This window comes from Bradyrhizobium sp. 61 (genome assembly GCF_023073075.1).
In the GTDB taxonomy this organism is placed as follows: domain Bacteria; phylum Pseudomonadota; class Alphaproteobacteria; order Rhizobiales; family Xanthobacteraceae; genus Bradyrhizobium; species Bradyrhizobium barranii.
In genome coordinates, this window is sequence record NZ_JADPIU010000035.1 from 59269 (window position 1) to 78365 (window position 19097).

The window sequence follows — 19097 nt, forward strand, 5'->3', positions numbered from 1 at the left end:
AACTCACTGGTTCGCGCCGGTCACCTGCGCGAAGGCGGCCTGATTAATGGTGGTCCCGATGTCGGTTTCAAGCTTGTTGACGTAGGAGGCGACCTGCTCGTCGGTCAACGCGCGGTCGAGGCTGTCCTTCAGCTTCTTCACCGCGTCGGAGGCGGCATCGACCGCGGGTTCGACGATGTCGGTGACGCGGAAGACGATCACCTCGCTGCCGCCGCTCACGGCGGTCTGTCCGACCCCGTCCTTGGCGGTGCGGAAGGCGGCCGCAACGACGCTGGCGGGCACGCCGGCGGGCGAGTCGTCGCGCTTGAAGCCGGAGGCGGTCTCGACCTTGGCGTTGATCGCGGCGGCCTCGTCAGCGAGCTTGCCGCCCTGTTCGAGCTTCTGCACCATCTCGGTCGCCTTGGTCTTCAGCTTGGCGGCGATCTGGTCCTGGCGCCAGCGCGCCTCGACCTGGTCGCGCACCTCGTCGAGATTGCGGTCGCGCGAGGGCGTGATGGCGAGCACGTCGTACCAGACATAGCCGCCCTTAAACGAGATCGCGTCGTTGTCGACGCCGACATCGGTGTTGAAGGCCTGCGACACCACGTCGAGGCCCTGCGGGATGCTGGTGACTGGCTGGCCGTTCGGGGCACGGCCGGAGCGATCGACGGCGTCGATGGTCACGGCCGTGAGGCCGAGCTTCTGCGCCGCGTCGATCACGCTGGCGCCGCCGCCGCGCTCGTCTTCCATCTTGTCACGGAGATCGTTGACCTTGACGCGGGCGCGCTCGGTGGCGATCTCGCGCTTGATGTCGCCGGCAAGGCTGGCGTAGTTCGCCTCATTGCCCGGCTCGATCTTGTCGACCTTGACGATGGACGTGCCGAGACGACCCTGGATCGGCTGGCTGATCTCGCCTACGGGAAGCGCGAAGGCGGCATCGCCGACCGCGGGGTCGAGCGACGATTTGGTCACGAGCCCGAGGTCGACATCGGAGCTGCTCAGCCCGCGCTCCTTGCCGAGGTCCTCGAACGACATCCCACCGGTGAGGCGCTCGCGTGCGGCCTGCGCCTCGGCGGCGTTGGGGAATACGATCTGATGGATCTGGCGCTTCTCCGGCGTGCCGAGCCGGTCCTTGCGCTGGTCGAACACTTTCCTGGCGTCCTCGTCGGAGACCTCGCTCCATTTGCCGATCTCTTCCGGCGAGACCACGACGAAGGAAATCTTGCGAAATTCGGGCGCGCGGAACTGGACCTTGTGATCCTCGAAATAGGCGGCGAGGGCTTCGGGCGAGGGAGCGTCGATGGTGCCGGCCTGCGCGGCGTCGAGCCTGACGAATTCGATCGCGCGCTGCTCGTTCTGGAAGCGCGTCAGCACGTCGATCATGGCCTTCGGCGGTTCGAGGCCGGCGCCGATCGTGCCGGTAATCTGCCGGCGCAGCGACACCTTGCGCTGCTCGGAGACGTAGCGCTGCTCGGTATAGCCGAAATTGCGGATCACGGCCTGGAAGCGGTTCGGATCGAAGCTGCCGCCGACGCCCTTGAAGTTGGGGTCGTTCATGATGACCTGGCGGATCTGCTCGTCGGACTGGCCGAGCCCGAGCCGGCGGGCTTCTTCGTCGAGGGCGGCTTCCGCGATCGTCTGCTGAAGCACCTGGCGGTCGAGGCCGAAGGCACGCGCCTGGTCAGGCGTCAGCGGGCGGCCGAACTGGCGGCTGATCTGTTGCAGCCGGTCGGTATAGGTCTGCCGGAACTCGTTCAACGAAATCTCGGTGCTGCCGACCTTGGCCACCGTCGACTGCCCGAAGCCCTTGAAGATGTCGGCGATGCCCCAAACGCCGAAACTGATGATCAACACGCCCATCACCACGGCCATAATGGTTTTGCCGAGCCAGTTTGATGAGGCCTTGCGCATTCCTCGAAGCATTTGGTCCAACTTGTTTGGCAGGAGGGGAACGGGAGCGCGTCTTAATGCAGATTCCGCAAAAGCGCGTCACCAAATTGATTGATCATCATAAAGTGGCGGCTTTCCCCCCGCAACCTCGGGCCGCGCGGTCCCTCGAAGCTGCGGTTAAAAGCCCTAGCTCTCTGGAACTGCCGCGACAGCTCTGCTAGCGCATGCACAAACCTCATTTTGCTGGAAATTGACATGACCGACGCCATCCGACCGCTGATCGCCGGCAACTGGAAAATGAACGGCCTGAAGGGCTCGGCTGCCGAATTCGACGCCATGCTCAAGGGCGCGGCAGAGGTGGCCGCCAAGGCCGACCTGCTGGTCTGCCCACCGGCAACCCTGATCGCGGCCTTCGCCGACAAGGCGCGCGGCAGCAAGGTCGCGGTGGGGGCGCAGGATTGCCACCCCAAGGCCTCCGGCGCCCATACCGGCGATATCGCTGCCGAAATGCTGGCCGATGCCGGTGCGACCGTCATCATCGTCGGCCATTCCGAGCGTCGCGCCGACCACGGCGAGGGCGATGCCCTGATCCGGCAGAAGGCCGAGGCCGCCTGGCGCGCCGGCGTCACCGCGATCGTCTGCATCGGTGAGACGCAAGGCCAGCGCGATGCCGGCCAGACACTGGACATCCTGCGCGGCCAGCTCGACGGCTCGCTGCCGGACGGCTCGACCGCCGCCAACCTGGTAGTGGCCTATGAGCCGGTCTGGGCGATCGGCACCGGCCTGACCCCGACGGCCCAGGATGTCGAGCAGATTCATGGCTTTATCCGGGAACTCCTGACCTCCCGGTTCAGGGCGGACGGGGCCAGGATGCGGATCCTCTATGGCGGCTCGGTCAAGCCGTCGAACGCAGCCGAGCTGATGTCCGTGAAAAACGTCAACGGCGCGCTGGTCGGCGGCGCCAGCCTGAAGGCGGCCGATTTCCTTGCGATTGCGAAGGGCTGCCCCTAGCTAATCTCAAAGCGCGGCCGTGGCCGATCGGGGGGTGGCAATGCCTCTTCTGATCGTGTAACACCGCGCAACTTCAGGAAAACCCGCGAAGCGCGATCGGCCGCCGTCTCGGCGCTGTCGGCTTGTGACGGAAGGACACTATGCAGACTGTTGTCATCGTCATTCACCTCATGATCGTCGCCGTCATGATCGGCGCCGTCCTGCTTCAGAAGTCGGAAGGCGGCGGCCTCGGCATGGGCGGAGGCGCAGGCTTCATGTCGAGCCGCGGCACCGCGAACCTTTTGACGCGGACCACCGCGATCCTGGCTGGGGGCTTCTTCCTCACCAGCCTGTTCCTGTCCTGGCATGCCGGCTACAACCGGGCGCCTTCGTCGATCATCGGCGCGCCGGCGTCGCAGACCCAGCCGGCCGGAGGCGCCCCGATCGCGCCGCCGACCTCGGGCGGCATCCTGGATTCGCTGAAGAAGGCCGACGAACAGCAGCAGAACCAGGCGCCAGCCGGCCCGCAGGTGCCGCGCTCGCAATAAAGCAGGGGGGCCATGCAGGGCGGCTTCTACCGTCCTGCATCAAAAATCCCCATCAAGGCTCTGTCACCACTCTTAGTTTTGGCTCACCCACAGGCCCGCAAATTATTTGGGGCGGAATACGAATCGCTTTGGCGAATCGAATTCGAGGGATTAGAGGTTAAGTCCCATGGCGCGGTACATATTCATCACCGGCGGCGTGGTCTCTTCGCTCGGCAAAGGTCTGGCTTCAGCGGCACTCGGTGCCCTGTTGCAAGCCCGGGGCTACAAGGTCCGCCTCCGCAAGCTCGACCCCTATCTCAACCTCGATCCCGGAACGATGTCGCCGTATCAGCACGGCGAAGTGTTCGTGACCGATGACGGCGCGGAGACCGATCTCGATCTCGGTCACTACGAGCGCTTCACCGGCCGGCCTGCGACCAAGCAGGACAACATCACCACCGGGCGCATCTACCAGGACATCATCTCCAAGGAGCGGCGCGGCGATTATCTCGGCGCGACCATCCAGGTGGTTCCGCACGTCACCAACGCCATCAAGGAATTCGTCCTCTCCGGCAATGACGATTACGACTTCGTGCTGGTCGAGATCGGCGGCACCGTCGGCGACATCGAGGGCCTGCCTTTCTTCGAGGCGATCCGCCAACTCAAGAACGAGCTGCCGCGCGATCATGCCGTCTATATCCATCTGACGCTGCTGCCTTACATCCCGAGCGCGGGCGAGTTGAAGACCAAGCCGACGCAGCATTCGGTGAAGGAGCTGCGCTCGATCGGCATCCAGCCGGACATCCTGCTCTGCCGCACCGACCGCGAGATCCCGAAGGAAGAGCGCCGCAAGCTGGGGCTGTTCTGCAACGTGCGCGAAAGCGCCGTGATCGAGGCGCGCGACGTCGACAACATCTACGCCGTGCCCGAGGCCTATCACAACGCGGGCCTGGACGACGAAGTGCTCGCCGCCTTCGGCATCGGCTCGAGGATTCCGCCGGAGCTGCGAAGCTGGCAGCAGATCAACGAGCGCGTCCGCAATCCCGAAGGCAACGTCACCATCGCCATCGTCGGCAAATATACCGGCATGAAGGATGCATATAAGTCGCTGATCGAGGCGCTCTCGCATGGCGGCATCGCCAACAAGGTGAAGGTCAATCTCGACTGGATCGAGAGCGAGATCTTCGAGAAGGAAGATCCCGCGCCGTTCCTCGAACACGTCAACGGCATTCTGGTGCCGGGTGGCTTCGGCCAGCGCGGCGCCGAAGGCAAGATCCGCGCGGCGCAGTTCGCGCGTGAGCGCGACGTGCCGTATTTCGGCATCTGCTTCGGCATGCAGATGGCGGTGATCGAGGCCGCGCGAAACCTCGTCGGCATCGAGGACGCCAACTCCACCGAGTTCGGCCCGACCAAGGAGCCGCTGGTCGGCCTGATGACCGAATGGCTGCGCGGCAACGAGCTCGAGAAGCGCTCCAAGGCCGGCGATCTCGGCGGCACGATGCGTCTCGGCGCCTATCCCGCGGCGCTCAACCGCGGCAGCCGCGTCTCGCAGGTCTATGGCGGCGCGACCGAGATTTCCGAGCGCCACCGCCACCGCTACGAGGTCAACACCGCCTACAAGGACCGCCTCGAGCAGCACGGACTGAAATTTTCCGGCCTCTCGCCCGACGGCGTGCTGCCGGAGATCGTCGAGTACGAGGATCATCCCTGGTTCATCGGCGTCCAGTTCCACCCCGAGCTGAAGTCGCGGCCTTTTGAGCCTCATCCTCTCTTCGCCTCGTTCATTCAGGCGGCGATGGTGCAGTCGCGGCTGGTGTGATGCCTCAGGGCGCGGCGGTGTAGTCGCGCACGAGGTGCATCGGCGCTGGCGCGACCGGCATTGAGGCATCAGGCGCAATCGTTCCCGTGACGATCTTCATCTGCGGCCGTCGCGTCAGCTTGTAGACGGCGGCCGGCGGCACGTTCAGCAAGGCGCGATCCACCAGCTTTGCCCGCAAGCCGAGCCGGTCGAGTACCGGCCGCGGCACGGGGCAGCTCATCCCGTAGGTGAACTGATAGAACGCGCCTCCCGGGCGGACGTAACGGAACGCACCGCCGATGATGGAGACGACCTTGCGCGTCGACATATTGAGCAGCGGCAGGCCGCTGACCACGGCGCCGACCGGCGCGCCGTCATAGAGCCGCTCCGTCGTGAGCCGTCCCGCATCCATCCACAACACGCGCGCGCCGGGAAAACGGATTTGCAGGAGCTTGGTGAAGTCCGAACCGTATTCGATCAGCGTGAGGTCCTGCTGGCGCACGCCGCGTTTCAGGAGCTTGTAGGTGAAAGCGCCGGTGCCGGGGCCGAGCTCGAGGATCGGGCCGGTCGTTGCCGTGATCTCGCGGGTGATGAGATCGGCTAGGGCAGCGCCCGAGGGCGCGATCGCGCCGACCCGCCGCGGGGCCGACATCCAGGACAAGAAGAATGAGAGGAAATCGTTGGGCATGCGCACTCCGGCATTTCGATTGCGCCTCGCAAATCAGAGGTGAGGCGGTCGAAGAGTCGCCTGAGCGCATTGCGACAGCATTGCGCTTGAGACGCAGAGACGAATTGAATCAGCCCTGTTGCAGGGGCGGCAGCGTGATCCTGAAGCATGCACCGCCGTTCGGTCCGTCCAGGACCGAAACGTGACCGCCATGGAGGAGCATGATCTCGTGCACCATGTTGAGGCCGAGACCGGCGCCGCGATCGAGCGGCGTGAGCCGGTAGAACGGCTCGAAGATCAGCTCGCGCTGATCGACCGGAATGCCCGCGCCCTCGTCGGTGACTTCGATGCTGGCGGGGCGGCTGACGCGAATGACGATCGTGCCACGGCGAGGGCCGTGCTGGATGGCATTCTGCACGAGGTTGGTCAGCGCGCGTTCGAGCGCGGCCGCGTCGCCGAGTACGTCGATCCGCGCGGCAGGCGCGTCGAAGGACAGCTCATAGCCAGCCGCAATCGCCAGTGGTGCGAGGTCGGCGGCAACGCCTTGCGCGACGGAGACCAGGTCGACCGGCACGAATGGATGCCCGCAACGGTCGAGCCGCTGGATATCCAGCAATTGTTCGGCAAGCGTCGCGAGCCGCGCCGCATCCTCGATCAGGCGTGTCTTGTCCGGTCCCGACGGCAGCGATTCCAGCCGCGTGTTCAGGATCGCGATCGGCGTACGCAGCTCGTGCGCGGCGTCGGCAACGAAGCGCTTGTGGCGGGCGTAACCCTGATCGAGCCGCGCCAGAGCGTCATTGACCGCGGCCACGAGCGGCACGACCTCAAGCGGAATCTGCTCCACTGACAGCCGCGCGCCGCGCTGATGGATATCGATCCGCCGGGCCTGGTCTGCGGTCGCGTCCAATCCTCTGAAAGCGCGCTGCACGACCATCGGAGTCGCGATGAACGTCGCGGTCCCCATCAACAGCAGGCCGGGGAGCGCGATGCCCAGCAACACGAGCGACGTCGTGAACACCGCCTTGGCGCCGCTGAGCTTCCCCTGCGTCGCCGTGATGACCTGCACGTTGCCGGCGGCCGTGTCGATGCGTTTCAACCGCGCCGCCGGCTTGCGTGGGTCGTCCTCGAAGAGCTGCCAGCCGAGCCGCGCCTGGCTGATCTGGTCGAGGGCGCCTCCGATCCCGGCGAATTCAGCCGGCACGGGGCCTTCACTGAGCGAATGCCCCTGCCTGTCGCGAACCAGCAACCAGAGGTCGGGGGCCTCCTCGCGCAACGCTTTCAGCTCAGTCGTCGGCCGCAGCGTCAGGCCGCCGGCTGCGTCGCGCGCGAGCGCGCTCTGCACGACGTCGATCACGCGGTCTTCGTCCCGTTGGACCAGCACGAAGCCTGTAGCGCACAGCGCGCCGATGATGACGACGACCAAAGCGACGAACAGCGCGGCCTGGAGCGAAAGCAGGCGCCAGCTCAGCCGAGAGCGCAGGCAATATGGGTCGGCGTGCCTGCTCACGGCAGTTTCTTCAGGAGATAGCCGACGCCGCGGATGCCGTGGATCTCCACGTGCGCGTCGGCTTCGGCAAGCTTGCGGCGCAGCCGCGAGACATGCGTATCGAGTGCGTTCGACTGGATCTCGTCGTCGAAACTGTAGACCGCTTCCTCCAGCGCCGATCGCAGCACGGTCCGGCCCATACGGCGGACCAGGGCTTCGAGCACAAGGAGCTCCCGCCGCGGCAGTTCGAGCGGAGCCCCGTCGACGCTCGCCTCGCGATGGCCGAAGTCGAAGGCAAGGCGGCCGGCGCGAATGATGTCGGGCTGAAGCCCGGCGGGCCGGCGCAACACCGCGCGCAGGCGCGCCAGCAATTCCTCCACCGCGAATGGTTTTGCCAGATAGTCATCCGCCCCGCTGTCGAGCCCGGCGACGCGATCGGCGAGCTCGCCGCGTGCCGTCAACACGATGATCGGCACACCGTCGGCGCGCGCTCTCAGTTTCGGAATCAGGGCAAGACCGTCGCCGTCGGGCAGCTGGCGATCGAGCAGCACGGCGGCGTGCACGTCGGCGGAAATGGCCTCTTCGGCCTCGGCAAGCGTTGGCACGTGATCGACGATCATGTCGTACCGCTTGAGCGCCGAGGCCAGCGCTCCGGCCATCTCCGCTTCATCCTCGACGAGCAAAATCCGCATGATCCGCACCTGAGCCTCAACCGAAGCGTTGTAGCGGCAGTATCATTGCGGCAGCATTACGGGAACCGGGTGCGATCGGGGCCGGCAAGCCATGCGCCAGACGCCGCGGGCGGTATCGGGCGGGGCCGAAGACACCGTCACGGCCAGCCGTTATAACCCCCGACGTCATCAGGGAGGAACCAGAATGATCTATGAAATGCGCATCTACCGTTGCGTGCCCGGCCGCCTGCCGGCGCTCTTGAAGCGGTTCGAGACGGTCACGCTGAAGCTCTGGGAGAAGCACGGCATCAAGCAGGCCGGGTTCTTCACCACGCTGATCGGCGAATCCAACCAGGAGCTGACCTATTTCCTGGCGTGGGATTCGCTCGCCGACCGCGAAGCGAAGTGGGGCAAGTTCATGACCGACCCGGACTGGATGAAGGCGCGTGCCGAGAGCGAAGCGGACGGCCAGATCGTCGGCAACATCGTCAGCCAGCTCCTGACGCCGACCGCGTTCTCGGCGGTGAAGTAAGGGGCCGCCGGCGCAAGGGCCTCGCACGGAACCCCGGCGCAACCCTGATATTCGGGTGGCCCGGGGCGAATGGGGTTGATCCGACCCTGATGGCGGCTATGGTCGCGCCGAAACGAGGGACATTGGCCTTGAGCTCTTCGAATTCAGCAGCGCCGGTCGTCACCATTGGCACGGTCAAGTTTGGCAATGATCTGCCGATCTCGATCATTGCCGGGCCGTGCCAGCTCGAAAGCCGCCAGCATGCGCTGGAGGTGGCCTCCGCGCTGAAGGAGATCGCCGCGCGGCTGAAGATCGGCCTCGTCTACAAGACCTCGTTCGACAAGGCCAACCGCACCAGCGCGTCGGCAGCGCGCGGTCTCGGGCTCGCACAGTCGCTGCCGATCTTCGCCGAGATCCGCGCCTCCCTCGGCTTGCCGGTCCTGACCGACGTGCATGACGCCGCGCAGTGCGCCAAGGTGGCGCAAGCCGTGGACATCCTCCAGATCCCGGCCTTCCTGTGCCGGCAGACCGATCTGCTGCTGGCGGCCGCCGCGACGGGCAAGGTCGTCAACGTCAAGAAGGGGCAATTCCTCGCGCCCTGGGACATGGCCAATGTCGTGACCAAGATCACGACCGCGAACAATCCCAACGTGCTCGTCACCGAGCGCGGCGCCTCGTTCGGCTACAACACGCTGGTCTCCGACATGCGCGCGCTGCCGATCCTGGCGCGCACCACCGGCGCGCCCGTGATCTTCGACGCCACGCATTCGGTGCAGCAGCCGGGCGGGAAAGGGACGTCCTCGGGCGGCGAGCGTGAGTTCGTGCCGGTGCTGGCGCGGGCAGCCGTCGCGGTCGGCGTTGCCGGCGTCTTCATCGAGACCCATCCCGACCCTGATCGCGCGCCCTCGGACGGGCCCAACATGGTGCCGCTGCGCGAGTTCGAAGGGCTGATCCGCACGCTGATGGCATTCGACGCGGTGACAAAAAGCACAACGCGCTGATGTCCCAGCCTGCGATCGGGCCGTCGTCCGACCAGAAGTTTCCGCCCGCGATCAATATCATCGCGCTCGCGAGCTTCTCGGCGGCGTTGTCCACGCGCGCGCTCGATCCCGTCCTGCCGCATGTCGCGGAGGATTTTTCGATCAGTATCACGACGGCCGCCAGCATCGCGGCCGGCTACGCCTTGATTTACGCGCTGGTTCAGCCGGTGATCGGAGCGGCTGCCGATCTGTTCGGCAAGGCGCGGTTGATGACGCTGTGCCTGGCGCTGCTTGGCGTCTCCTGCATTCTTGGCGCGGTCGCGACCACCTTCTCGGGCCTGTTCGCGAGCCGCATCCTCGCCGGGATCGCCTCCGGTGGCGTGTTTCCGGTCGCTCTCGGCCTGACGGCCGACCTCGTTGCACCCGCCAAGCGGCAGGTCGCGATCGGCCGCACGCTTGCGGGTTCGATGACCGGCAATCTGCTCGGTGCGACCGCCTCCGGCATCATCGGCGAACTCATCGGCTGGCGCGGTGTGCTCATGATGCTCGGCGCGCTCGGCCTGATCGCGGCCGTTGCGGTGGCGGCGGGCTTTCGCGGTGCCGCGCTGACGGCGCCGCCGAAGACGGATCTGAAGGCCTTGCGGCAGGGCTACCGGACCATCTTCGCCAACCCCAACACGCGCTACTGCTACTCGGCGGTCTTCGTCGAGGGCTGCTGCGTATTCGGCCTGTTTCCGTTCATCGCCGCGCTGCTGTTCGATCTCGGCGAGAAGTCACCGTCGATCGCGGGCATCGTGATCGCGGGCTTTGCGATCGGCGGACTGTTCTACACCTTCACGGTCTCACGCTTCCTGCCGTGGCTCGGCGTCAAGGGCATGATGATTGCGGGCGCGGGCCTCGTCGGACTGCAGCTCGGCGTGCTCGCCTTCGGTCCCGGATGGAAGCTGCAATTCGCCAGCATGCTGGCGATGGGCTGGGGGTTCTACATGATCCACGGCTGCCTGCAGGTGTTCGCCAGCGAGCTGTCGATCGGGGCGCGGGCAACGGCGATGTCGCTGCATTCGTTCTTCTTCTTCATGGGGCAGACCGTTGGCCCGATCGCCTATGGCCTTGGCCTCCAGCACGGTGGCAAGGTCTCGACCCTGCTCACGAGCGCCGCGATCATGATGGTGCTTGGTCTCGTCTGCGCCCGGCTGCTCAAGCAGCGGGCACCCTCGGACGCACGGGTCTGAGGGGAGTATCGAACTACCGGTTTCCGTATTTTGCCGGAAGAGATTGGTAGCTAAAGCCGTTCAATCTTAAATCAAATCTCATCGTTCGCTCCGTAGATTGCCCGCGAACCGCGTGTTGGCGGCAATATGGATCAGTCGATGCAAAAGCAGCGTTCGGTCGCCCGCATCCTCGGGGCGGTGGTTGGGTCTCTCGGTCTCGTCCTCGTCGTCATCTGTGCCTATGCGCTGAAGCTCGCGGTCACCCGCTACTCGGACAGCAACCGCATAGTCTCGCTCGCGGTCGCCAGCCGCGACCTGACCAATACGCTCGTGATTTTCCGCCTGGAGCGCGGTGACACGCTGAGCTATCTGGCGTCGGCCGCCCCCGCGCCCGACACCGTCATGAACAGCCTCGCCGAGCAGCGAGCCACCGTGCAGAAGAATTACGCGCAGGCCTTGCAGAGCCTCGCTTCCGCTGAAGCGCCCGGTCTTGCCGAAAAGCTCGACAAGCTCCGCGGCATCTGGGCGCAGCTCGAGGAGCTGCGGCCGCGCGCGGTCACTGCCCTGAAGCAGGAGAAGGCGGCACGTGACGCGAACCTGCAACCGAGCTGGGCCAAGATCAGCGACGCCTATATGGACGCGATCGGCGACGTCACCGCCCATGTCGACAACGCGATGACGCTGATCGACCCCGTGGTCGATCGCCTCCTGATCGCCAAGCAGGCCTCCTGGCAGGCCCGCGCCAACGCAGGTCAGACCATTCTGATCCAGTTCTCCTCGATCCTCGCCAACAAGACCTGGACCGCCGCCGATGGCGTAACCTTCGCCGATCTGCGCGGCCGCATCCAGCAGTCCTGGGTGGTCGTGCGCGATCTCAGCCCGAATGTGGCCTCGCCCGAGCTGTTGCAGGCGATCCGTAACGCCGAGCCGGAAATTTCCGGCGCGCTCAGCGACGAACGCAATGCCATTGCGACCAAGTTGCTCGCCGGCGAGCCCGCCGGCGTCGCAGGCATCGACTACCGCGATCGTCAGCTTGTCGGCGCCAACAATGTCGTCATCGTCACGCAAACCGCGCTCGCCAACATGATCTCGCGGGCCGAAGACGGCGCCTCGCGCGCCCGCTTCAGCCTGATCCTGTTCGGCCTGCTGGTGCCGGCCTCGCTGGCGCTGACCATCGGCGGGCTGATGCTGATGCGCAACCGCGTCACCCGGCCGCTGACCGCGATCACCGGTGTCATGACCCGTTTCGCGGCGCATGATTTCGCCGGCGAGGTACCGGGCCTCGGCCGCAACGACGAGATCGGCCGCATGGCCGCGGCGCTCCAGGTGTTCAAGGAGGCCATGATCAACGCCGAGCGCCTGTCCGGCGACCAGGCCGCCGAGCGCGCCGACAAGGAGAAGCGTGCATCCGAATTGTCCGGCCTCGTGCGGCAATTCGAGAGCCGCATCGGCCAGATGGTACAGACGCTGTCGAGCGCCTCGGGCGAGCTGGAGACGACTGCGCGCTCGATGTCGGGCACGGCGGCCGAGGCCCAGACCCAGGCCGGCTCGGCCTCGACGCTCGCCGACCAGGTCGGCGGCGGCGTGCAGACCGTGGCGGCTGCGGCGGAGGAGCTCAACGCCTCGATCCGCGAGATCAACCGTCAGGTCGAGCAGGCGACGCGCGCCACCGAGCAGGCGGTCGTCACCGTCAAGGAAACCGACAGCACCATGCGCGCGCTTGCCGACGGCGCCGATCGCATCGGCGAGGTCATCGGCCTCATCACCTCGATCGCCGGCCAGACCAACCTGCTGGCGCTGAACGCGACGATCGAGGCAGCCCGAGCCGGCGAGTCCGGTAGAGGTTTTGCGGTGGTGGCGAGCGAGGTGAAGAACCTGGCCTCCCAGACGGCGAAGGCGACCGAAGAGATCAGCGCCCAGATCACGGAGATCCAGGGGGCGACGCAGAAGGCGGTCTCGGCGATCGACGGCATCGTCAAGACCATCGAGGAGGTCTCGAGCATCAACCGCGTCATCGCCGCCGCTATCGAGGAGCAGAACAAGGCCACCGCCGAGATCGCAAACACCGTGCAGCACACGGCGGAAGCGACCTCGACCGTCACCCGCAACATCGCAACCGTATCGTCAGCGGCGAACGAGACCGGCCGCGCCGCGTCCGGCGTACTGAAGGCCGCCGCCAACCTGTCGAGCCAGTCGACCTCGCTGACGTCGGAGGTCGACGGCTTCATCAGCAAGGTGAGGGCGGTGGCGTAAGGGCTGGCGCGCGCTCTATCGAATCGTCCCCCAGAGCGGCGCTTCGCGCCGCGCTGGGGTAGCACAATCAACGAGGGCGATGCGCGCGGGCGGCGATTGCTTGCGCGCGCTCGAGCAGTGCTTCGGCTCGCTGCACGATCGGAATATCAATCATCTTGCCGTCGATGGCGAAGGATGCACGTCCCTCGGCAGCCGCTTGCTTGTTGAGCGCAACGACGCGCTCGGCGTCCGCCACCTCCTTGGCGGAGGGGCTGAAACCCTCGTTGAGGATCGGCACCAGCGACGGATGGATGCAGGCAGAGCCCACGAAGCCAAAGTCCGCAGAGCGCCTGACTATCCTTGTGTATCCTTCCAGATCGGAGAAATCGGCGACTGAGCCGATGGTGCCGAGCGGCATGATGCCGGCGGCGCGGGCTGCCTGCACGACCTGTTGCTTCGGCATCAACAGGGTTTCCTCCGTCGGCTTGGCGCCGATCGCGGTGGCATAATCTTCTGCACCCAGTGAAATGCCGGCCAGCCGCGGGATCGATCGCGCGATCTCGTGAGCCCTAGAGAGAGGACCGGGCGCTTCGATCAGGCCGACAAACCAGATCTTGCCGATGGGCAATCCGCGCTCGATCTCCAGTCTGGTCACCATCTCGTCGAGCAGGCGCAGATGCTCGGCGCCTTCGACCTTGGTGATCTTGATCGCGTCCACGCCGGCGATGACAGCCGCTTCCAGATCGGGTACCGCCAATTCGAGCGGCTGGTTGATCCGCACCATGACATCCGAACTTCCGGTGTCGCGAAAGCGCTTCACGATGCCCGGGATCAGCTTTCGAGCGTTGGCCTTTTCAGCCAGCGGCACGCTGTCCTCGAGATCGATGATCAGCGCGTCCGCGCCGCGCTCGACGGCCTTGACCACGAACCGTTCGACGTTCGCGGGTACGAACAGCGCAGAGCGCCAGACCGGGAATTTTCGTTCAACTGTCATGTGCTGGTTTCCTTCACAACGCCCGAGGCGAGGGCGGCATCGATGTCGTCAGGGCTGAGGCCGGCTTCGGCCAGGATGGTGCGGCTGTGCTGACCGAGGCGTGGCGCAGGCGTCCGGATGCTTCCGGGCGTCTCGGACAGGCGTACCGGGACGGCGTGCATCGGGAACGTTCCCATGTCCTCGTCGGGATAGTCGGCCAGCAGTCCCCGGGCCTGCACGTGGCGATCGTTCATCAAGCGGACGGTGTCGTTGACCGGACCGATCGTGACCTCGGCCGCCTCGAAGAAGGCGACGTTGTCGTCGACCGTTCGTGTCGCGATGAAATCGCCGATGATCTTGTCGAGTTCGGCGACATGGACGAGCCTCTGCTCGTTGGTCTTGAACTTTGGATCCTCGCAGAGTTCCGGGCGGCCGATCGAACGCAGCACCCGCATCGCCATGCCTTGCGTGGATGCCGACAGGCAAACCCAGCCGCCATCGAGCGTGCGGTAGACATTGCGCGGTACCGAGCCGCTCGAGCGGCTCCCGCTGCGCGGTTTGACCACGCCGGTCAAACGGTAATTTGCCGCCTGAGGCCCGAGCGAGTTGACGATCGGGTCGAGCAGCGGCAGGTCGATCACCTGTCCCTTTCCGCCGTTGATCTCGACTTCCCGCAGCGCCGCCATGGCTGCGAACGCTCCGGTGAGACCGGACAGGGCATCGGCCAGATACATAGGCGGCAATACCGGCTCACGATCGGGGAAGCCGTTCATCTCGGCGAAGCCGGAGAAGCCCTCCACCAGCGTCCCAAAGCCGGGCCGGCGATGATAGGGGCCGGTCTGCCCCCATCCCGATATGCGAACGATCACAAGCTTGGGCTCCAGCCGCAGCAATTCCTCCGGCGAGAGCCCCATCTGCTCGAGCGTGCCGGGACGGAAACTCTCGACCAGCATCGCGGCGCCGGGAATCATCTTGCGGATCAGCGGCACCGCTTCGTCGTGACGGAATTCCAGGCAGATGCTGCGCTTGTTGCGCGAATGGATCTTCCAGTTGGTTTCGACACCCTTGGTGCGCCAGCCGCGCAGCGTATCGCCTTCGCGCGGCTCGACCTTGATGACGTCGGCGCCGAAGTCGGCGAGATGCTGGGTGAGCAGATTGCCTGCGACCAGCCTCGAGAGGTCGATAACGCGGAGCCCTGTCAGCGGGCCGCGGACACCGGGGGTGTAGTCGGCCTGATGCAGTCCGCTTTCGGGAGAGGTGGCGTCAGTGGGATTTGCCATGGTTCCGTTCTGTAAACAGGATGCCGCCGGTGACAGGCAGCCACAGGCGCAACTGGCGGTCAGTCGTTGCCTCCTGGGTTTCGATGCGGATCTGATTTCCGCCGACGCTCAATCCGATTTGCCATCGGCCGCCAACATAGGAATGGCTGACCACGTCGGCTTCAACGATCGAACCTCCGATCGCCTGATCGTTGGCCGCCACCAGGCGCATCTGCTCGGGGCGATAGGCAAACGTGACCTTGTCGCCGAGGGATGGACGTTTGTCGGACTTGATCAGAACGCGCTGACCATCGGCGAGACTGACCAGTGTCTGTCCATCGCCGTCGGGCGCTCCGACCACGTCGCCGTTCAGGAAATTGGTCGTTCCGATGAAGTCGGCGACGAAACTGTCTGCCGGCCGCGTGTAGATCTCTTGGGGCGAGCCGATCTGGCTGATGCGGCCGCCATTCATGACCACGATGCGGTCGGACAGAGCCAGCGCTTCGACCTGGTCGTGCGTCACGTAGATCGTCGTCAGGCCGAGGCGCGTGCGCAGTTCGGCAAGCCAGGTCCGGGCGCGATCGCGCAGCTTTGCATCGAGATTCGACAGGGGCTCGTCGAGCAGGAGGATTTCGGGCTGGTAGACCAACGTTCGCGCGAGCGCGACACGCTGCTGCTGGCCGCCCGAGAGCTGATGCGGATAGCGGTCCTGAAAGCGCTCCATCTCGACGAGAGCGAGACTCTCCTCGACGCGGCGCTTGCAGTCGGCGGTCGATACCTTGCGCAGCTTGAGCGGAAACACGACGTTGTCATAGACCGTCATGTGCGGCCACAAAGCGTAGCTCTGGAACACGAGCCCGCAATGGCGCGCTTCCGGCGGCAGGAAGATTCCCTTTTCGCCGTCGAAATAGGTCTTGTTGCCGACGCGGATGCGTCCGCTCGTCGGTTGATCCAGTCCGGCAATGGCGCCGAGCGTTGTTGACTTGCCGCACCCTGACGGCCCCAGCAGCGTGACGAACTCGCCATCGGCAACGTGGATGTTGACGTCGTCGATCGCTTTGACCGGTCCGTACCGCTTGTGCAGGTTCTCGATCAGCAACTCAGCCATAGAGCTTCACTCCGAGAAAAGCGCGCGCCGCCGTGACACAGACGCCGATCACCAGGATCTGGATGGTCGCCAGCGCGGACACCAGACCGACTTCGCCCTGCGTCCATGCCTGGAGCAGCGTGGTCCCGATCACTTCGCTGCCGGGTGCGAACAAGAAGATCGCTGTCGTGTATTCCTTGAAGAACGTGATGAAGAGGATGATGAAGCAGGCAACGAGTGCTGGCCGCAATAAAGGCAAAACGATGCGCCGGCTCGTCGTCCACCAGTCCGCGCCCTGCGTACGGGCGGCGCGATCGAAATCCGGGCTCATCTGCAACAACATCGGAGCAACCGCACCGAGCCCCACAGGAATGAAGTGCATCGTGAATGCGGCAACCAGAATCCAGATCGTATTCCGCAAGCCTCCCAGGCCGGGCACGAGCGCAAATGCATAGAAGAAGCCGATGCCGGCGACGACGCCTGGCACGGCGCGGGGAAACAGCGCGATATAGTGCAGCGCGCCACGCCAGCGGAAGTCGGACCGCAGCACGATGATGGCGATCAGGGCGACCATCGCAGTGGCGACGACGCCACCGACCGAACTGACGATCAGCGAGTTCCAGATCGAACGCGGGTAGACCGGGTATTCGAGCATGTTGGCGAAGTTGCCGAGCGTCAGCACCTCGCTGATCGGCACCATCGGCGACAGCAGGCTCGTGAAGGCGCGCAGCAGCAGCGCGCCGATCGGCAGCACGACAGTTGCGGTGATGTAGATCGCCGAGACGATGCAAAGCGGCCAGCGCAGGTTGTTCAGGCGGAAAGGGCGCGGTCGCGTGGCCTTGCCGCCGAGCGTGACGAAGCGCCTTGTATTGCCGAGCAGGCGTCCTTGTAGCCACACCAACACGCAGACGACGGCAAGCATCAGCACGGCAGCCGTTGCCACCAGCCCGTGATCGGGGCGGGCCGACGCCACGCCGTTGTTGTAGAGGAACGTGGTCAGCACAGTGATGCCGGCGGGATCTCCGAACACCAGCGGAATCGCGAGGAGCTCCAGTCCCACAGTGAAGTTCAGCACGGCACTATAGGCGATCGCCGGCATGAGGAGCGGCAGCGTGATCCGCCACAAGGTCCTCAAGGTGCCGGCGCCGGTCACGCGCGCGGCTTCCTCCAAAGTCGGATCGGTGATCGAGGCCGACGACATGCAGTAGATGTAGGCGACCGGTGCTTGCGAGACGCCCGCGATCATCGCCATGCCCGGCAGGGAGTAGAGATTCCAGGGCGCGCCGTCGAAGATCGACTGAACCAGTAGCGTGAGGTAGCCGGCCGGTCCGTAGATCGTGTACCAGCCGAACGACAGTACCAGCGCCGAGAGATAGATCGGCCACAGGAAGAGCTCGCCAAACAACCGCGCAAACGGCATGTCGGTGCGGCCGAACAGCACCGCCGCCAGTGTGCCCAGCGTCTGCGAAATCACGGTGGTGAGGGTGGCGAACACGAACGTGTTCCAGATGACGAGCGCGAAGCCGTCGGTGCGAAGCAGGCGCCCGAAATTGCCCAGCGTCAGTTGCTGGCCGGAATCGTAGAGCGCACGATCCAGGAAGGATTGATAGAGAACGGGCAGGAGAGGCGCTGCGATCAGGACAACTGTCAGCAGCGCCATTCCGTACTGGATGACGGTATCGCGGCCGGGCAGCGGCTTCGGCAAGGCGTCCGCGGCCGACGACCCCAGCGCGCTGCTTGCGTCAAGCGACATTGAAGGTCTTTTTCCAGCGCGCGAGGAAGCTGTCGTAGTCCCGCACCGCGTCCCGATCGTAGCCGATGTAGCAGATGTTCTGCTCGCCGACGGCTTCCACGATCGACGAGTAGGTGTGGCGGATTCCGTCGCCCGGCTTCACACCGGGGCGTGCCGGCGTCAGGCCGCCCCGTCCGAATGCGCGCTGACCGTCCTCCGAGACGACGTAGTCGAGCATCAGTTTTGCTGCGTTGACGTTCTTCGATCCCTTCGGAATCGCGATGCCACGCAGCACGACCGGCTGACCGTCTCCGATGAAGCTCCAGCCGAGGATCTTTGCCCGCGCCGGATCGTTCAGGCGCGGCCAGAAGGTGATGGCCGAAACGAAGAAGCCCATGGTGTATTCGCCGGAGGTGACCTTCTCGGTCATTGGGCCCCCGGAACGCTCGAATCGGGGCGAAAGCTTTGCAAGTTGGGCGAACCAGTCCCAGGCCTTTTCGCCGTGCTTCTTCACGAACGCGTAGCTGATGCCGTAGCCGAAAGTCGTTTGATGCACGCCGTAGCTGGTGATGCGGTTGCGCCAGGTCTTCTCGTTTGCGACCGCAAGCTCGACGAACTCGGCAAGTGTCTTGGGACGCTTGCCGTCGGCCACCAGCGTGTTGTTCCAGATCAGCGCCATGGGGTCGGACGAGACGGTGTAGACGCCGGGAAACGGCTTTGACCAATCCGGCCAGGCCTTCGCTTCAGGCGATACGTAGTCGAGGACTTCACCGCGCTCCTGGAAATCGATCCATCCGCCCGGATCGGCCGTCGCGATGAGGTCGCAGGTGCGGCTGTTGGTGCTCCGCTCGGCCAGATATCGCTCGAAGCTCTCGCGGGAGGCGGGGAGATCCAGGGTCTCGACCTTGATCTTCGGGTAGAGCTTGTTGAAGCCCTCGATCACGGGACGCCAGTTTTCCGGCGACATAATCGAGTAAATGAGGAGGCTGCCCTCGTTATGGGCGTCGTCGATGATCTTCTGATAATTCTCGGGATACCCGTTCGGCGCCGCCTGGGCCGTGCCCCGGAGCCCCATCGTGGCGCCGAAAACCGACATCACCATTA

Annotated in this window: 16 protein-coding genes; 7 read left to right on the forward strand and 9 right to left on the reverse strand. The window is 65.2% G+C overall.

Going from position 1 to position 19097, the window contains the following annotated elements; all coding sequences use genetic code 11:
• Positions 1 to 3 precede the first annotated feature (3 nt).
• On the reverse strand, positions 4 to 1902 hold the full coding sequence (locus IVB46_RS10695; protein ID WP_247305160.1) for a peptidylprolyl isomerase: 1899 nt from the start codon (positions 1900 to 1902) through the stop codon (positions 4 to 6).
• Between the two features lie 222 nt (positions 1903 to 2124).
• Between IVB46_RS10695 and tpiA the strand changes: the two genes are divergently transcribed.
• The 3 genes from tpiA to IVB46_RS10710 all read left to right on the forward strand — a co-directional run bounded on the left by tpiA (position 2125) and on the right by IVB46_RS10710 (position 5205).
• Positions 2125 to 2880: a triose-phosphate isomerase gene (tpiA, locus tag IVB46_RS10700; protein ID WP_247305182.1), complete on the forward strand. Its 756-nt coding sequence runs from the start codon at positions 2125 to 2127 to the stop codon at positions 2878 to 2880.
• A gap of 140 nt (positions 2881 to 3020) precedes the next feature.
• Positions 3021 to 3407: a preprotein translocase subunit SecG gene (gene secG / locus IVB46_RS10705; RefSeq protein ID WP_063983061.1), complete on the forward strand. Its 387-nt coding sequence runs from the start codon at positions 3021 to 3023 to the stop codon at positions 3405 to 3407.
• Positions 3408 to 3573: 166 nt separating this feature from the next.
• Positions 3574 to 5205, forward strand: a complete 1632-nt coding sequence (locus tag IVB46_RS10710; RefSeq protein ID WP_014494987.1) for a CTP synthase — start codon at positions 3574 to 3576, stop codon at positions 5203 to 5205.
• Positions 5206 to 5209: 4 nt separating this feature from the next.
• Here IVB46_RS10710 and IVB46_RS10715 read toward each other — a convergent pair whose 3' ends face one another.
• The 3 genes from IVB46_RS10715 to IVB46_RS10725 form a co-directional block, all read right to left on the reverse strand.
• Entirely contained in the window at positions 5210 to 5872 is a 663-nt protein-coding gene (locus tag IVB46_RS10715; RefSeq protein WP_085404599.1) for an rRNA adenine N-6-methyltransferase family protein, read from the reverse strand.
• A gap of 109 nt (positions 5873 to 5981) precedes the next feature.
• On the reverse strand, positions 5982 to 7358 hold the full coding sequence (locus IVB46_RS10720; RefSeq protein ID WP_247305185.1) for a HAMP domain-containing sensor histidine kinase: 1377 nt from the start codon (positions 7356 to 7358) through the stop codon (positions 5982 to 5984).
• Positions 7355 to 8029 carry a response regulator transcription factor gene (locus tag IVB46_RS10725; protein ID WP_028156062.1) on the reverse strand — a complete coding sequence of 225 codons (675 nt, stop codon included), beginning with the start codon at positions 8027 to 8029 and terminating at the stop codon, positions 7355 to 7357. The genes IVB46_RS10720 and IVB46_RS10725 overlap by 4 nt, the downstream gene beginning before the upstream one ends.
• Positions 8030 to 8213: 184 nt before the next feature.
• Here IVB46_RS10725 and IVB46_RS10730 point away from each other — a divergent pair, with 184 nt between their 5' ends.
• The 4 genes from IVB46_RS10730 to IVB46_RS10745 all read left to right on the forward strand — a co-directional run bounded on the left by IVB46_RS10730 (position 8214) and on the right by IVB46_RS10745 (position 12963).
• Positions 8214 to 8540: an NIPSNAP family protein gene (locus tag IVB46_RS10730; RefSeq protein ID WP_063983065.1), complete on the forward strand. Its 327-nt coding sequence runs from the start codon at positions 8214 to 8216 to the stop codon at positions 8538 to 8540.
• A 128-nt stretch (positions 8541 to 8668) separates the two neighbouring features.
• On the forward strand, positions 8669 to 9520 hold the full coding sequence (kdsA, locus tag IVB46_RS10735) for a 3-deoxy-8-phosphooctulonate synthase (RefSeq protein WP_247342715.1): 852 nt from the start codon (positions 8669 to 8671) through the stop codon (positions 9518 to 9520).
• Positions 9520 to 10731, forward strand: a complete 1212-nt coding sequence (locus tag IVB46_RS10740) for an MFS transporter (protein ID WP_247305188.1) — start codon at positions 9520 to 9522, stop codon at positions 10729 to 10731. Before kdsA ends, IVB46_RS10740 begins: the two co-directional genes overlap by 1 nt.
• Positions 10732 to 10869: 138 nt before the next feature.
• Positions 10870 to 12963: a HAMP domain-containing methyl-accepting chemotaxis protein gene (locus IVB46_RS10745; RefSeq protein WP_247305191.1), complete on the forward strand. Its 2094-nt coding sequence runs from the start codon at positions 10870 to 10872 to the stop codon at positions 12961 to 12963.
• 67 nt (positions 12964 to 13030) lie between these two features.
• On the opposite strand, the gene IVB46_RS10750 is transcribed toward IVB46_RS10745, so the two are convergent.
• From IVB46_RS10750 to IVB46_RS10770, 5 genes are read right to left on the reverse strand one after another with little or no spacing between them, the layout of a single operon-like run.
• Positions 13031 to 13936: a CoA ester lyase gene (locus tag IVB46_RS10750; RefSeq protein WP_014494995.1), complete on the reverse strand. Its 906-nt coding sequence runs from the start codon at positions 13934 to 13936 to the stop codon at positions 13031 to 13033.
• A complete protein-coding gene (locus tag IVB46_RS10755; RefSeq protein WP_028156065.1) occupies positions 13933 to 15195 on the reverse strand; it encodes a CoA transferase in 1263 nt (420 codons plus the stop codon). Before IVB46_RS10755 ends, IVB46_RS10750 begins: the two co-directional genes overlap by 4 nt.
• Positions 15179 to 16282, reverse strand: a complete 1104-nt coding sequence (locus tag IVB46_RS10760; protein ID WP_247305193.1) for an ABC transporter ATP-binding protein — start codon at positions 16280 to 16282, stop codon at positions 15179 to 15181. Before IVB46_RS10760 ends, IVB46_RS10755 begins: the two co-directional genes overlap by 17 nt.
• Entirely contained in the window at positions 16275 to 18014 is a 1740-nt protein-coding gene (locus IVB46_RS10765) for an iron ABC transporter permease (protein WP_247305197.1), read from the reverse strand. Before IVB46_RS10765 ends, IVB46_RS10760 begins: the two co-directional genes overlap by 8 nt.
• Positions 18004 to 19089 carry an extracellular solute-binding protein gene (locus IVB46_RS10770; RefSeq protein ID WP_247342719.1) on the reverse strand — a complete coding sequence of 362 codons (1086 nt, stop codon included), beginning with the start codon at positions 19087 to 19089 and terminating at the stop codon, positions 18004 to 18006. The genes IVB46_RS10765 and IVB46_RS10770 overlap by 11 nt, the downstream gene beginning before the upstream one ends.
• Positions 19090 to 19097 lie beyond the last annotated feature (8 nt).